12 protein-coding genes are annotated in these 15363 nt (G+C 61.1%); 6 read left to right on the top strand and 6 right to left on the bottom strand.

The window, feature by feature from the left end; all coding sequences use genetic code 11:
- Positions 1-135: 135 nt before the first annotated feature.
- Positions 136-3750: a transcription-repair coupling factor gene (gene mfd, locus AAZQ98_RS10030; RefSeq protein WP_434691866.1), complete on the top strand. Its 3615-nt coding sequence runs from the start codon at positions 136-138 to the stop codon at positions 3748-3750.
- A 60-nt stretch (positions 3751-3810) separates the two neighbouring features.
- On the opposite strand, the gene AAZQ98_RS10025 is transcribed toward mfd, so the two are convergent.
- From AAZQ98_RS10025 to AAZQ98_RS10005, 5 genes are all read right to left on the bottom strand, one after another.
- Positions 3811-4305 carry a tetratricopeptide repeat protein gene (locus AAZQ98_RS10025; RefSeq protein WP_434691863.1) on the bottom strand — a complete coding sequence of 165 codons (495 nt, stop codon included), beginning with the start codon at positions 4303-4305 and terminating at the stop codon, positions 3811-3813.
- A gap of 84 nt (positions 4306-4389) precedes the next feature.
- The gene (locus tag AAZQ98_RS10020; protein ID WP_105657110.1) at positions 4390-4647 is read right to left on the bottom strand and encodes a hypothetical protein; all 258 of its coding nucleotides are present in this window, start codon (positions 4645-4647) and stop codon (positions 4390-4392) included.
- 35 nt (positions 4648-4682) lie between these two features.
- Positions 4683-5369, bottom strand: a complete 687-nt coding sequence (gene deoC / locus AAZQ98_RS10015; protein WP_400290567.1) for a deoxyribose-phosphate aldolase — start codon at positions 5367-5369, stop codon at positions 4683-4685.
- A 59-nt stretch (positions 5370-5428) separates the two neighbouring features.
- Positions 5429-7159, bottom strand: a complete 1731-nt coding sequence (locus AAZQ98_RS10010) for a phospho-sugar mutase (protein WP_434691860.1) — start codon at positions 7157-7159, stop codon at positions 5429-5431.
- Between the two features lie 52 nt (positions 7160-7211).
- On the bottom strand, positions 7212-8012 hold the full coding sequence (locus AAZQ98_RS10005) for a purine-nucleoside phosphorylase (RefSeq protein ID WP_434692149.1): 801 nt from the start codon (positions 8010-8012) through the stop codon (positions 7212-7214).
- A gap of 126 nt (positions 8013-8138) precedes the next feature.
- Here AAZQ98_RS10005 and AAZQ98_RS10000 point away from each other — a divergent pair, with 126 nt between their 5' ends.
- The 4 genes from AAZQ98_RS10000 to AAZQ98_RS09985 all read left to right on the top strand — a co-directional run bounded on the left by AAZQ98_RS10000 (position 8139) and on the right by AAZQ98_RS09985 (position 12754).
- A complete protein-coding gene (locus tag AAZQ98_RS10000) occupies positions 8139-9548 on the top strand; it encodes an NAD(P)H-quinone dehydrogenase (RefSeq protein ID WP_332487844.1) in 1410 nt (469 codons plus the stop codon).
- A gap of 335 nt (positions 9549-9883) precedes the next feature.
- On the top strand, positions 9884-11272 hold the full coding sequence (locus AAZQ98_RS09995) for an MFS transporter (protein ID WP_102598219.1): 1389 nt from the start codon (positions 9884-9886) through the stop codon (positions 11270-11272).
- Positions 11273-11455: 183 nt separating this feature from the next.
- Positions 11456-12196: an SDR family oxidoreductase gene (locus tag AAZQ98_RS09990; RefSeq protein ID WP_434691858.1), complete on the top strand. Its 741-nt coding sequence runs from the start codon at positions 11456-11458 to the stop codon at positions 12194-12196.
- A 102-nt stretch (positions 12197-12298) separates the two neighbouring features.
- Positions 12299-12754: a DUF6176 family protein gene (locus AAZQ98_RS09985; protein WP_434691855.1), complete on the top strand. Its 456-nt coding sequence runs from the start codon at positions 12299-12301 to the stop codon at positions 12752-12754.
- A 71-nt stretch (positions 12755-12825) separates the two neighbouring features.
- On the opposite strand, the gene AAZQ98_RS09980 is transcribed toward AAZQ98_RS09985, so the two are convergent.
- Positions 12826-14607, bottom strand: coding sequence for an acetyl/propionyl/methylcrotonyl-CoA carboxylase subunit alpha (locus AAZQ98_RS09980; protein WP_332487860.1), 1782 nt, complete (start codon positions 14605-14607; stop codon positions 12826-12828).
- A gap of 302 nt (positions 14608-14909) precedes the next feature.
- Here AAZQ98_RS09980 and AAZQ98_RS09975 point away from each other — a divergent pair, with 302 nt between their 5' ends.
- Positions 14910-15332, top strand: coding sequence for a hypothetical protein (locus tag AAZQ98_RS09975; RefSeq protein ID WP_434691853.1), 423 nt, complete (start codon positions 14910-14912; stop codon positions 15330-15332).
- Positions 15333-15363: the final 31 nt, after the last annotated feature.

The raw sequence follows: 15363 nt of genomic DNA, 5'->3' as shown, positions 1-15363 counted from the left end.
GACTGCACCCAAAACAGCATATTGACGTTTCCGGCCGTGGAAAAACATTTACGGTCGGCGTTCGTGGTGTCGTTTCGACGTAATACAGTATGAATGCACCCGGCCAAGCGTCTGCATGAGAGGACCCGAACCCCCATGAGCCTAAGCGGACTTCATGATTTCCTGCGCGAGGAACCTTCCTTCAGGCGTATTGGGCAAAGCGCAGCTCATGACTACCCGACGCGCAGCGAAGAGCTGGAAATCGCGGCCCCGCAGGGCATGCGACCGATCCTCTCGGCGCATATCAGCCAGGCGCTGCGTGAAAGCAAGCATTCGGGGGTGACGCTCATCGTCACCGCGACCGGCCGTGAAGCCGAAGAAGTCTCCAGCTCACTGGGTGCCTACCTCCCGGCAGGCCAGATCGCCGAGTTCCCTTCTTGGGAAACCTTGCCCCATGAGCGCTTGTCGCCGCGAAGCGATACCGTGGGACGCCGCCTGGAAGTGCTGCGCCGCCTGCACGACCGGGATGAGAGCCTGAACATCATCATTGCTCCAATTCGTGCCGTGCTGCAGCCGTTGGTCGCCGGCCTTGGCGAATTGCGCCCGGTCATCCTGGAACTGGATGCCGAGCCGGGCTTCGATAAAGTCATCAAGGACTTGGCTGCTGCGGCTTATGCCCGAGTGGACATGGTGACGCACCGCGGCGAGTTTGCGGTGCGTGGTGGCATCATCGATGTTTTCCCGCCGACATTGGACCATCCGGTCCGCATTGATTTCTTCGGGGACCAGATCGACTCGATGCGATTCTTCGCCATCGCAGATCAGCGGTCCACTGATGATCCCGGTCCCACCCGGATCATTGCCACGCCCTGCCGTGAAATGCTCATCACCCCGCAGGTGATGAGCCGGGCAGCGAATCTGAAGAACCATTTCCCGGCGGCTCAGGAAATGCTCACCAAGATTGCCGGCGGCATCGCTGTTGAAGGCATGGAATCCTTGGCTCCGCTGCTGGTGGACAAGATGGTTCCGCTGTTGTCCTTGTTGCCGGAATCGTCCATTGCGCTGGTGATGGAGCCAGAGCGCGTGCGCGCCCGCGCGCATGACCTGAACGCCACCAATGCCGAATTCCTGGCTGCCGCGTGGGCTTCGGCTTCGGATGGAGCCAGCGCTCCGTTGGATCTGACCACCGCGGATTCCGAGCGAAAGCTGGCTACCGGTGATTTTGCCTCGCTGGCAGAAACCGTAGAACACGCACAAGCCGCCAAGGTCTCCTGGTGGGCTATTACCTCCCTGGGTGCCGATGACGAGCTGGATTTGGGCGCGGCCACCATCCGTGTCCCGGCCCGTGAACCGCACGGCTACCAGGGCGACATCGAGGCGATGATGGAATTCATCGCCGGACGCGTCAAGGACCAATGGCGTTTCGTCGTGGCTACCGAGGGTCCCGGCCCGGCAGCCCGCCTCTCGGAGCTTTTCGCCGAGTTCAAGATCCCGGCACACAGGGTGGATGACCTGTCCGCGGAACCCACCGCTGGACTGATCGAGATCACCCAGGCCACCGCCGGCCGCGGGTTTGTCTTCGAGGAACTGAAGCTGGGACTGCTCACCGAAGCAGACTTGCTGGGCCGCTCCAGCGCGTACCCGAACCGCAAGGGCCGCAAGCTGACGGTCAAGCGCAAGCGCAATGCCGTTGATCCGCTGAGCCTGCAGGCCGGGGACTACATCGTCCACGAACAGCACGGCATCGGCAAGTTCGTCGAGCTGGTGGCCCGCAAGGTCAATGGCTCGGGCAAGGATGCCAAGCGCGAGTACCTGGTGGCGGAGTACGCCTCTTCCAAGCGCGGAGCCCCGGGGGACCGTCTGTTCGTCCCGATGGACCAGCTGCATATGGTCACCCGGTATGTCGGCGGCGAAGCGCCGACCTTGTCCAAAATGGGCGGTTCGGACTGGGCCAGCACCAAGTCCAAGGCGCGCAAGGCCGTCAAGGAAATTGCTGGCGACCTGATTAAGCTCTACTCGGCACGCATGGCCAGCCGTGGCCACGCCTTCGCATCAGACACCCCGTGGCAGAACGAGCTGGAGGAAGCCTTCGCGTTCATCGAGACTCCGGATCAGCTCACCGCCATCAACGAGGTGAAATCCGATATGGAGAAGGAAATCCCGATGGACCGGTTGATTTCCGGTGACGTGGGCTTTGGCAAAACCGAAATCGCGGTTCGCGCCGCCTTCAAGGCCGTCCAGGACTCCAAGCAGGTTGCCGTGCTGGTTCCTACCACCCTGCTGGCTTCCCAGCACCACCAGACCTTCACCGAACGCTATTCGGGCTTCCCAGTCCGCGTGAAGACCCTCTCGCGTTTCCAGAGCGCCAAGGAATCGAAGGAAATCCTGGCCGGCCTCAAGGACGGCAGCGTGGACATTGTCATCGGCACCCACCGCCTGCTCTCCAAGAACGTGGAGTTCAAGAACCTGGGCCTGGTCATCATTGACGAGGAACAGCGCTTCGGAGTGGAGCACAAGGAAGAGCTCAAGAAGATGCGCACCAACGTGGATGTGCTGGCGATGAGCGCCACCCCGATCCCGCGTACCTTGGAGATGTCGCTGAACGGCATCCGCGAAACCTCCACCTTGGCGACCCCGCCCGAAGAACGCCATCCGGTGCTGACCTACGTGGGTCCACGCAGCGACAAGCAGATTTCCGCGGCCATCAAGCGTGAGCTGATGCGCGATGGCCAGGTGTTCTTCGTGCACAACCGGGTCAGCTCCATTGAGCGGGTAGCTGCCGAATTGCGCGAGCTGGCCCCCGAAGCGCGCGTGGAGGTAGCGCACGGCAAGATGAGCGAATCCCGGCTGGAGCGGATCATCCAGGACTTCTGGGAGAAGAAATTCGACGTGCTGGTCTCCACCACCATCATCGAAACCGGCCTGGATATTTCCAATGCGAACACGCTGATTGTGGACCGCGCGAACAACTACGGCCTGTCCCAGCTGCACCAGCTGCGCGGGCGCGTTGGGCGCGGCCGTGAGCGTGCCTACGCCTACTTCCTGTGGGATGTAGAGAAACCGCTGGGGGAGGTCGCCCTGGAGCGCCTGAAAGCCGTTGCCGCGCACAACGAGCTTGGCTCCGGCTACCAGCTGGCCATGAAGGACCTGGAACTGCGTGGAGCCGGTAATCTGCTGGGTGGCGAGCAGTCCGGGCATATCGCCGGTGTGGGCTTCGACTTGTACCTGCGCCTGGTAGGCGAGGCCGTGGCCGATTACAAGGGCGAAGGCGAGGAAGAAGCCGCCGAGATGAAGATTGACCTGCCGGTCAATGCCCACCTGCCACACGACTATGTACCTGGTGAACGACTGCGTTTGGAAGCCTATCGCAACATTGCCCAGGCTGAGACCGACGAGGCGCTGGGTGAAGTCCGCGATGAGCTGGTGGATCGCTATGGCAAGCTTCCAACTCCGGTGGAGAACCTCATGCGCGTGGCGGCCCTGCGTATTCGCGCGCGTGCTGCGGGGCTGCATGATATCCAGCAGGTCGGCAACCACATCAAGCTGGCTCCGGCCAGAATTGAAGACCTGCCAGCTTCGCGCCAGGTGCGCTTGGAACGCCTGTACCCGGGGGCTGCGAACAAGCCGGCGCTGAATTCGATCTTCATCCCGAAGCCCAAGACCTCGCCCATTGGCGGACGGGACTTGGCCGACGGGGAGATCCTGGAGTGGGCGGAGAAGCTGCTCTACGCTATTTTCGAGCCAACACCCGCACCGGCAGCAAAGGACTGATTCGGTTGAACTCGCGGGCCAGTAGGATGCCTTTTCCGGCAGGCTGCTGGCCGGCGTTTGCTACCGCTGGCCCGAGGCAGCAGGCGAGGCCGGTTCTCCGGCGTAGCCCTTGATCGCCCGGGCGTAGAGCGAGGCATGGCGCGCTAATGCGCTGACCGCCAGCTGGACCGCTTCGGTGGATTGCCCGGCATCGTGCAGGGCCAGAACCAGGAAGGCCTGGGCGTCGGTAAAGATCGGTGAATCGGCAGTGATCTGCTGCAACAGTTCGATGGACTGGGTGTACTGCCCGAGATTGCGCAGCGTGCTGGCTAGCTGGAGCAGCGCTTCATCGTGCCTTGGCGCTTCCAGCCCAGCTTCCAGTGCCGCCCGGTAGGGGCCGACCGCTTGTTCTTCTTCCCCTAGGTAGTCGTGCAGGGACGCGACCTCGAAGAGCACCCGCGGATCCTGCTGATCCTTGCCCTGCACCAGGAGTGCCAGTTCGGTGCGCAACTGTTCAGGGCGTTTGCCATTGGCTGAGTTCCAGAACTCTTCGATGCGCTGATCCCATGATTCCATGGGGCCAGTCTAAGCGAGGCAAGGCAGCTTAAACGCAAGAGAGGGAAACCCGGACACGGGTTTCCCTCTCTTGAAAAGTTCTAATTAATTCTGGTGGGCGTTAGCTGCCGCAACCAGATCCTCAGCCTTTTCCGCGCGACCCATCAGGTGCATCGGGATAGCGAAAGCCAGGAACATCAGAGCGAAGCTGACCAGGGTCGGCCACCAAGCAACCTCAAGGGTCCAGTAGCCCAAGGTGTAGACGCCAGCCGAGAACATCACGAAGAAGATCACGAGGTTGACGATATTGCCGACAAGGCGGCCTTCACCGGAATGGGCAGTGTTCTTGCCGTTCGAGTACACTTTTTCTCCTTGGGAAAACGGATTGGTGCGATTTCCTAGTAGCTGGAACCGCTTTGCTCTCCCTCTAGGATAGCAACTCCTGAGCTAGAACCTAGCCGGGTCGCACCGGCCGCAATCATGGCCCGCGCGGTTTCAACACTGCGAACGCCGCCCGAGGCCTTGACACCCATTTCCGGGCCGACGGTCTTGCGCATCAGCTCGACGTCTTCGACGGTCGCGCCGCCGGTGGAGAAGCCGGTGGAAGTCTTGACGAAATCAGCGCCAGCGGCCTTTGCGGCCTCGCAGGCCAGGACCTTGGCTTCCTCGGTGAGCAAGCAGGTTTCGATGATGACCTTCAAGATGGCTCCACCTTCATGCGCGGCCTGCGCAATGGCGAAGATCTCGTTGACCAAGGCATCCCGATCGCCACGCAGGGCGGCGGCAACGTCGATCACCATGTCGATTTCGTTGGCACCGTCTGCAACTGCGTGCTTGGTTTCGAATACCTTGGTATCGGTGGCCGAGGCACCCAGCGGGAAACCGATGACCGAACAGGTCAGTACGTCCGAGCCTTCCAGCTCGCGCGAAACGGTGGAAACCCACAACGGGTTGACGCAGACCGACTTGAAGCCGTACTTCTTGGCCTCGTCGCAGATCTGCACAACTTGTTCGCGGGAAGCATTCTGAGCCAACAGGGTGTGATCGATGTAGCTTGCGATCTCGCGGGCGCTTAGTTCAGTCATCATTTCCTCTAACAATAAAGATTTCAATCATTTCAAATGAAGGTCTCGAAGGGGTAAGCCTAGTTGGCATTCAGGTAAGCTGCCAATTCATCCTTGATTGCCAAGACCTGCGCGGTAGCGCGTTTGCGGGCTTCAGGGACCTCGGCCAGATCATCGACCGGCTCAATAGTTTCCAAGTAGCACTTGAGTTTCGGTTCCGTTCCCGAGGGCCGAACGATCACGCGGGCACCGGAAAATGTATGCAAGACCATGGCGTTGGTCGCAGGGAGCTTCTCGGTGCCCTTCGACAGGTCGGTCACCTCGGAAACCTCGGAGCCGCCCAGCGAGGCCGGAGCGTTCTTGCGGATCTTTTCCATGAGCACCGGGATCTGCGCCAAGTCGGTGAAGCGCAGGGACAGCTGGTCGGTGACGTGCACGCCATGCTTGGCGGCCAGTTCATCCAGGCGGTCCGGGATAGAGCTGCCCGAGGCCTTCAACTGCGCAGCCAGATCGGCCAGGACGATCCCGGCAGAAATCCCGTCTTTGTCGCGCACCAGTTCCGGGGCTACGCAATAGCCCAGGGCTTCTTCGTAGCCGTAGCCCAGGTCCTCAACGCGTGAGATCCACTTGAATCCGGTCAAGGTTTCTTCGTGCTCGCGTCCGGCGTCCTTGGCGATGGCTGCCAGCATGCGCGAAGACACGATGGAATTGGCCAATTTCTTGCCCTCTGGCAAGGTCTTGGAGACCTGGTCCCCGAGCAGCCAACCTACCTCATCGCCGCGCAGCATCCGCCAGCTGCCGCCGTCGAGGATGGCTGCCGCGCAACGGTCGGCATCGGGGTCATTGGCAATGACCAGATCAGCACCGACCGTGCGGGCCAGTTCCAGCGACAGGTCGATGGCCCCTGGCTCCTCGGGGTTAGGGAACTTCACGGTAGGGAAGAGCGGATCGGGGTGTTCCTGCTCAACGACCATGTGCACGTCGTCGAATCCAGCGTTCAGCAGGGCTTGGCGCATGGTGTGGCCACCCACGCCGTGCATTGCCGAAACCACAATTCGCAGATTCTTGCGCACCAGGCCCTGCGGCTGGTTAGCTTCGATGATCGGGTGGATGGAAGCGAGATAGGCTGCCTCGATATCGCCTTCTTCGCCTGGGGCCGGGAGCACTTCCCAACCGGACTGTGCCAGCGGGATCTGCGCCACTGGCTGGTCATGGTCAATCAAGGAAGCGATCTGCGCATCGATGGGGGAGACGATCTGAGCCCCGCGGCCCGGCGCATCGGTGATCCTGCCGCCCACGTATACCTTGTAGCCGTTGTCCCGCGGAGGGTTGTGGCTGGCCGTGACCATGACGCCGGCTTCCGCGCTGAATTCACGAACGGCCCAAGCCAGCACCGGGGTCGGCAAGGCCGAGGGCATCAGCAGCACCTCAAAACCGGCAGCGGCGAAGACGGCGGCTGAATCCTTGGCGAAGGCATCCGAGTTGAAACGGGCATCGAATCCGATGACGACCTTCGGGACATATCCGCCGTTGGCCTTTTCGCCCAGGAAACGGGCGATGCCCGCAGCGGTGCGCATGACCACCACACGGTTCATGCGCATCGGGCCGGCGCCCAATTCGGCACGCAGGCCTGCGGTGCCGAATTCCAGGACGCCGCTGAAGCGGTCGGCGATGTCCTCGAAGGCCAGCGCGTCGCCGTCGGTGACGCGCTGGATCAGTAATTGAAGTTCTTCCTGCGTTTGCGGATCGGGATCCTGGGCTGCCCATTGGCCCGCCGCATCAAGCAACTGGATTTTCTGCGTGTGATTCACTGATTTCCCTTCAAAGGACACTGACTGCTTCTTTGCGCCGATAATGCGAGGCTTAGAGCTTCGCGATGATCTGTGCCAGCAACTTGGAGATGCGCGGACCGGCGGCCTGGCCGGCCTCGATGACTTCCTCGTGGCTCAGCGGCACCGGGCTGATCCCGGCGGCCAGGTTGGTCACCAGGGAAATACCGAAGATCTCCATGCCTGCATGGCGGGCGGCTATTGCTTCCAGTGCGGTGGACATGCCGACCAAATCAGCACCGATCACCTTGGCGTACTGGACTTCGGCCGGGGTTTCGTAGTGCGGTCCGGTGAACTGCGCGTACACGCCCTGATCCAGGGTCGGGTCAACTGCGAGGGCAATTTCGCGCAGGCGCGAGGAGTACAGGTCGGTCAAGTCAACGAAGGTCGCGCCCTCCAAAGGGGAGGCGGCAGTCAAGTTGATGTGGTCCGAGATCATTACCGGGGTGCCTGGGGTCCAGTCCGGATTCAGGCCTCCGCAACCGTTGGTGAGCACCAGCTGCTCGCAGCCGGCAGCTGCCGCGGTGCGGATGGGGTGGACTACCGCGCGCACGCCGCGCCCCTCGTAGTAATGGGTGCGGGCACCCAGAACCAGGACCCGCTTTCCAGTGGACGTCAGGATCGAGGAGATGCTGCCCTTGTGCCCGGGTACGGCCGGGGCATGGAAGCCTGGAATGGAGGCGGCATCCAGGGTGTGGGTGGTTTCGCCGATGAGTTCGGCGGCCTGGCCCCAACCGGAGCCCAGGACCACCGCGATGTCGTGTTTTTCGACGCCGGTCTGTTCGGCGATTGCCTGGGCAGCTTGTGCCGCCAGGATCTGTGGGTCATTTTGCATATCAGTCACGGGAAATACGCTACCGGTAGCGGGGCGCTTTGTCAGGTGAAACTAGGGCTTCAGATTCAAAATCACGTTCCGGGATCGTGCTTCGATGTGCGCAATCACCGTGCATGGTGAACAATAGTGAATGTGAGCGCAGATCGTAGGAATGAAGCAACCCGTTTAGTTATTCTCGGCGGAGGACCTGGCGGCTACGAAGCTGCCATGGGTGCGGCCCAGCTGGGCGCCAATGTCACCGTCGTGGAGCGTGCAGGCATGGGCGGTTCAGCGGTGCTGACCGACGTCGTGCCCTCCAAGACCCTGATCGCTACGGCAGACGCAGTGCGACGGGTGAAGCACGCAGAGACCTTTGGAGTCCACGTTGACGGCCTCGACTCGGCCGTCACCGACTTCTCGGTGGTGAACCACCGACTGTTGGACCTTGCCAAGGAGCAGTCCTCGGATATCCGCACCACCCTCGAACGCGCTGGCGTGCGCATCGTGATCGGCGAGGGCCGCTTGCTGGACGACCACACGGTTGCCGTATCGCACCCGGATGGTTCCGAGCAGGAAATCGAAGCGGACGCCATGCTGATTGCCGTGGGAGCCCACCCGCGCGAACTGCCTACCGCCAGGCCTGATGGCGAGCGAATCTTCAACTGGACCCAGATCTACAACATGAACGAGGTGCCTGAGCACCTGATCGTTGTAGGCTCCGGCGTTACCGGTGCAGAGTTCGCTTCGGCGTACAACTTGCTCGGTGCCAAGGTCACGCTGGTTTCCTCGCGCGACCGCGTGCTGCCCGGCGAGGATGCAGACGCAGCTGGCGTACTGGAAGATGCTTTCAAGGACAACGGCGTCAACGTTGTTTCCCAGGCTCGCGCCGAGGGCGTGGAGCGCCAGGGCGACAGGGTGCTGGTCACCTTGGCGGACGGTCGCGTGCTCGAAGGCAGCCACTGCCTGGTTGCAGTGGGCGGCATCCCCAATACCGCCAACATGGGTCTGGAAGAAGCCGGTGTGCAGCTGACCGACTCGGGCCACATCAAGGTCGATGGCGTTTCGCGCACTACCGCAACCAACATCTACGCTACCGGCGACTGCACGGGCGTCTTCGCCCTGGCTTCGGTAGCAGCCATGCAGGGCCGCATCGCCGTGGCCCACCTGCTCGGCGACTCGGTAAAGCCATTGAACCTGGATCTAGTGGCATCCAACGTCTTCACCTCCCCGGAAATCGCTACCGTGGGTGTGACCCAGCGTGCGGTTGCCGAAGGCAAGTACCAGGCCAATATCATCAAGGTTGACCTGAACACCAACGCTCGCGCCAAGATGATGAACGTGGACCAGGGCTTCGTGAAGATCGTTTCCCGCAAGGGCTCGGGCACCGTTATCGGCGGTGTTGTGGTTGCTCCGCGTGCCAGTGAATTGATCTTCTCGCTGGCACTGGCGGTCCAGAACAGCCTTCATGTTGATGACGTGGCTGAAACCTTCACCGTTTACCCGTCGTTGTCCGGTTCGCTGGCTGAAGCGGCACGTCGCCTGCACCGTCATCGGTAGGTTCTGAAGAACTTTTCCAGGGCGGCATTTCCCTTGCATTCAGGGAGGTGCCGTCCTTTTGCCATTAATGCCGTAATACAAGCTCTTGTGACGCCATTCACTTTGGCGACCGACTCTGATATAAGTGTAAAAACTGTTTTCTCAGGTCACGTCTCAATATATGGAAGCGCATATTCCTGCTAGTAGGCCCGTGAATTACTGTTTGCAGTTCAGTTTCATTTCATCTGTTGTCCAAATGCTGGACATCAATATCCGAATACTGGTCATCGAGGTTTACGATTATGGCAACGTAAATGAACATCTGACTCGTACTTTCACTCTAAGGAGCAGCCTCCATGTCGCAGGCTAACCAAGCAGTGGCGCCGAAGGAAAACACCCGCGGTCGCGTGCTGTTTGCCAGCATGATTGGCACCACTGTCGAATTCTTCGACTTCTACGCCTACGCCACCGCGTCGGTTCTCGTTTTCCCGGCTTTGTTCTTCCCTAACGCCTCCACCATCAACGCGATCCTTTCATCGTTCGCGATCTTCGGCGTGGCTTTCGTGGCTCGTCCACTGGGTTCGATCATTTTCGGCCACTACGGCGACAAGCTCGGCCGCAAAGGCACCCTGGTGGCGTCACTGCTGCTGATGGGCATTGCCACCTTCCTGATCGGCTTCCTGCCGCCGGCCGCGGGCAACTGGACCGTTTTGGCTCCGACCGCACTGGTGCTGCTGCGCTTCGCGCAGGGCCTGGCGCTGGGCGGCGAATGGTCCGGCGCTGCGCTGCTGGCCACCGAGAATGCGCCGAAGAACAAGCGCGCCATATACGGCACTTTCCCCCAGCTGGGCGCACCCATCGGCTTCATCATCGCGAACCTGATGTTCGTGGCCCTGCAGACCTTCTGCACTGCAGAGCAGTTCATGGCATGGGGCTGGCGCGTTCCGTTCTACTTCTCGGCAGTCATGGTGATCATCGGCCTGTGGGTACGCCTGAAGCTGGTTGAATCCGCGTCCTTCAAGAAGGTCCTGGACCAGAAGAAGGTAGTGAAGTCGCCGTTCGCGGTGACCATGAAGAAGCACTGGCGCCCAACCCTGGCCGGTACCTTCATCATGCTGGCAACCTATGTGCTGTTCTACCTGATGACCTCCTTCACCCTGACCTACGGCACCCAGCCAGCTACCATCGAGCAGGCGACTGCTGCAGCTGAAGCCAAGGGCAAGACCTTTGACGCCGCAGGCTTCGTTCCGGGCTTGGGCATTGAACGCCCGACCTTCTTGACCATGCTGATCATCGGTGTCGTCTTCTTCGGCATCTTCACCGTGGTTTCGGGCCCGTTGGCTGAGAAGTTCGGCCGCCGCAAGTTCCTGATCTGGGTTACCGCGGGCATCTTCGTCTTCGGACTGTCGTGGACCCTGTTCTTCGGTCCAGGCCAGGGCGCTGCCATGGCCGGGCTGATCATCGGGTTCACCCTGATGGGTCTGACTTTCGGTCCAATGGCTGCGTATCTGCCTGAACTGTTCCCGTCCAATGTCCGCTACACCGGCTCGGCTGTTGCCTACAACATGTCCTCGGTGATCGGTGCGGCTCCTGCGTCCTTCGTGGCTGTAGCCCTGTGGAAGGCCGGTGCGGGCAACACCACCGGCGTTGGCCTGTACTTGGCACTTGGCGCGGTACTGACCTTGGTCGCGCTGTTCATGACGCGCGATACCTCTGACATGGACATGGAAGAGTGGGTCGAGTAGTTCGACAGTCTTGCTGAGGGAGCGGCTCGGCGAATCATCAAGCCATGATGATTCGCCGGGCCGTTTCCCGTTTCCGTGCAGCCTGGATGAATACGAGCTGAAAAGGGCCATCAACCCCTGACAACTTGATGCGCGGCATGGAAGCATGGGACGCGGAATATCCAATACCGAAGAGGAATGCTCATGCGTATTGCAGTTGCCGGAGGCACCGGCGCTATCGGCACGCTGGTGGTCGAAAAACTCAAGAGTGCTGGCCACGAACCAGTGGTCCTCGCACGGTCCATGGGATGCGACCTGGCGAACCGCAACGCGGTAAAGCAGTGGCTGGTTGACTGCCAATCGGTCATCGATGTTTCCGGAGTTTCCACCACCAGCTCTGCTGCATCCATGCGGTATTTCACCCAATCGACGGCAAACCTCGTCAGCGTGGGGCGCGAGTCCGGGGTGCAGAACCACGTGGCGCTCTCGATCATCGGAGCGGCCGAAGTGGATTCCAGCTATTACGCGGGCAAAGCCGTGCAAGAGCGGATGCTGCACATGCTTCCCGGTGGCTATACCCTGCTGCGCACGACACAATTCCACGAATTCATTGGCCAGAATATCAAGCGTCTGGGCGCGGGTCCGGTGCAGATGGCGCCGAAAATGCGGATGCAGCCCATCGCGGGCATCGAAGTGGCCGCGGCACTAGTGGATCTTGCTGAGGCGCCGGCGCAGGGCGTGGTGCAAGACCTTGCGGGGCCGCAAGAAGAATACGCTCCCGACCTGTTTGCCAAGTACCTGCAGGCCCAAGGCAGGTCTCCAAAGATGGTTGAAGTGCCTGTTCCTGGCCCCATGGGCAAGGCCATGCGTGATGGGGGACTGCTGGCAGGCGGTTCCGCCCGGCTGGGCCACGAAACCTTCGACGCCTGGCTAGCGCGGCAGTAGCCCGAACCAGCCTCCTTATTCAGTATCCACTGGCTGGCGAGCTGGAACTTCTAGCATCCGAATAGCAGTGACAAAACAAGTGGATTCTGGAAGCATCACGTCATGGACGAAAAAGAACCGCATGTTCCCTACAATCCCACGCCTCGGGACTTTCCCGGCTTTGCGATGCCAGCTTCAGTGCCGCAAGGCATGCGTCTGGAGCTGAGCCGTTCAAGGATCAAGGATGGGCAGGATGAGAACTTTGGCGCCTGGATGGACATGCTCAATGCGCGCTACGAGGAATGCGAAGCATCCTTATCGGCACAACGGGCAGCGCTGGAAGCAACATTCAGGCATGTGGAAGCCGATGGTTCAACATGGATCTACCACCTGAGCCTGGTAGGCGAGAACGGCGGCGGGCTCGATACGCAGCAGGATATCGATGCGGCGCACGAAGCAGCTAGCCGCCAGGCGAAAATGCCTGGCTGGGAAGAGCTTGAACCGAAGTTCCTGCTCATGCCCGATCACCTGAAGGCATCCATGGCGCACTGGGCAGAACATGGACAGGTGCCAGAGTAGAAGATTCCAGTTGCAGAACGACGCAGGGCCTGGACATATCTGTCCAGGCCCTGCGTCGTTGCAAACGAGTGCTACTTGGCTTCTTCGATCGAAGCGATGACGGCGCCCGATGACAGGGTCTCGCCCGGGGCAACTTCCAAGCCGCTGACCACGCCATCACGGTGCGCAGTAATCGGCTGCTCCATCTTCATCGCTTCCAGCACGACAATCAGATCGCCCTGGGCCACGGCCTCGCCATTCTCAACGGCAACCTTCACGATGGTGCCCTGCATCGGCGAACGCAGTTCTGCGCTGTTCGCGCCAGCGGAGCTGGCTGCCTTGCGGCCCGGCTTGCGCTTCTTCTTGCCTGCGGCCTTCTCGGCACCGTTGGAGGATACCGATCCCAGCGACGAAGGAAGGGTGACTTCCAGGCGCTTGCCGCCAACTTCAACGGTCACGCTGGTGCGCTCGTCTTCGGCTGCGTCCTCGCCGCCCATTGGCATTGGGTGGGGCTCGATGGCGGTATCGAATTCGGTTTCGATCCAGCGGGTGTGGACCTTGAATGGCCCCTGGGCCGGAACGAACGAAGGGTCGCTCATCACTGCGCGGTGGAATGGCAGTACGGTAGCCATGCCCTCGATCTGGAATTCTTCCAGCGCACGGCGGGCACGAGCCGCAGCCACTTCACGGGTGCTGCCGGTGACGATCAGTTTGGAGATCATCGAGTCGAAGTTCCCCGAAACGCTTTCGCCCTGCTCGATGCCCGAGTCAACGCGAACGCCGGGCCCCGATGGCAGGTTCATCTTGGAGATGGTGCCCGGGGTCGGCATGAAGTTGCGGCCGGCATCTTCGCCGTTGATGCGGAACTCGAAGGAGTGGCCGCGGATCTCCGGGTCGGTGTAGCCCAGTTCTTCGCCGCGGGCGATGCGGAACTGCTCGCGAACCAAGTCCAGGCCGGTGACTTCCTCGGAGACCGGGTGCTCAACCTGCAGGCGGGTATTGACCTCGAGGAAGGAAATGACGCCATCCTGGCCTACCAGGAATTCGCAGGTGCCTGCGCCGTTGTACTTCGCTTCGCGCAAGATGGCCTTGGATGCTTCGTACAGCCGGGTGGTCTGCTCTTCGCTCAAGAACGGGGCCGGCGCTTCTTCAACCAGCTTCTGGTTGCGGCGCTGCAGCGAGCAGTCGCGGGTGGAGACGACAACCACGTTGCCGTGGATATCGGCCAAGCACTGGGTCTCCACGTGGCGCGGTGCATCCAGGAAGCGTTCGATGAAGCATTCGCCGCGGCCGAAAGCCGCGACAGCTTCACGCACTGCCGAGTCGTACATCTCGCCGATTTCTTCGCGGTTGCGGACCACCTTGATGCCGCGTCCGCCGCCACCGTAGGCAGCCTTGATGGCCAGTGGAAGTCCGTGCTCGTCGGCGAAGGCGTATACCTCGTCGGCCGAGGCCACCGGATCCTTGGTGCCGGGAACCAGCGGAGCGCCCACCTTTTCAGCAATGTGGCGGGCCTTGACCTTGTCGCCGAGCTGGTCGATGGACTCTGGCGATGGGCCAATCCAGGTCAAGCCCGCGTCAATAACAGCCTGGGCGAACTCGGCGTTCTCCGAGAGGAAGCCGTAGCCCGGGTGGATCGCGTCGGCGCCGGAGCGTTCAGCTGCGTCCAGGATCTTCTCAATGCGAAGGTACGATTCAGCGGCGGTGGTCCCGCCCAGCGCGTAGGCTTCATCAGCCAGACGCACATGCAGGGCATCGCGATCCGAGTCGGCATAGACCGCAACGGACTCGATTCCTTCATCGCGTGCGGCACGGATAATACGCACTGCAATCTCGCCGCGGTTGGCGATAAGCACCTTCGTCAATGGATTCATCATGAACCTTGTCTTTTAAAAATAGGGTTTCTCAGCTATGAGCCTATCGTTTTTGTGGGAACTATATGTAGTTATCGCCTAGAACGAGGGTGTTAGGGTGAATTTTTTGGAGGAATCCTACAAAGGACCTTGGCGCTGGCTCAACGTGGAACCTGCCCCGCGAGGCCTGCGGACCCTGTCGCCGGCGAGGCCTGAAAGGGGCGCTGCTCTCAGCTGGTGCGCTGGCAGCGCTGGCCTCTGCCCTAGTCTTCGCGCACCCGGCGAACTAGGCTATCGACAAGATGGAAAACAAGGAGGCTGCCGTGGGAAATCGAGGCAAAGCGCTCTGTGCGCTGCTGGCTGCTGGAATGCTCGCCTTGGCCGGTTGTTCCAGCGCAACCGGCATCCCGGCGCTTGACCGCGAACCGGCTGGAACCGACCAGTGGCCGGGGGATAGGAGCCAGTTGGAGAACCTTGGCATGCAATCCGTGCGTTTTCTGGTCATGCACGGCAACGCCGACTACTACGCCGCCGCATCGGCAGATGAGCAAAGGGCTTGCCTGTTCAAATTCGCCCAGGGAGAGGTCTCCGCAGCTGGCGGATGCGGCGGGGCAGGGGACGCGGACGCCATCGTCGAGGTGAGGGCGCCTGGAACGAGGATGATGCTGGTCCGGGCCGGAAGCGACTTCTCGGACTTGGAAGAGGTGGGCTGGACCAGGATCCACGAGAACATTCTGGTGTTCTAGCTGGCCGGGAGCCAAGGGATTCCTGAAGGGC

The organism is Glutamicibacter sp. Je.9.36 (assembly GCF_051129975.1).
Taxonomy (GTDB): Bacteria; Actinomycetota; Actinomycetes; order Actinomycetales; family Micrococcaceae; genus Glutamicibacter.
Note: the sequence above shows the minus strand (reverse complement) of the source record. Positions and strands in the feature narration are given on the sequence as shown.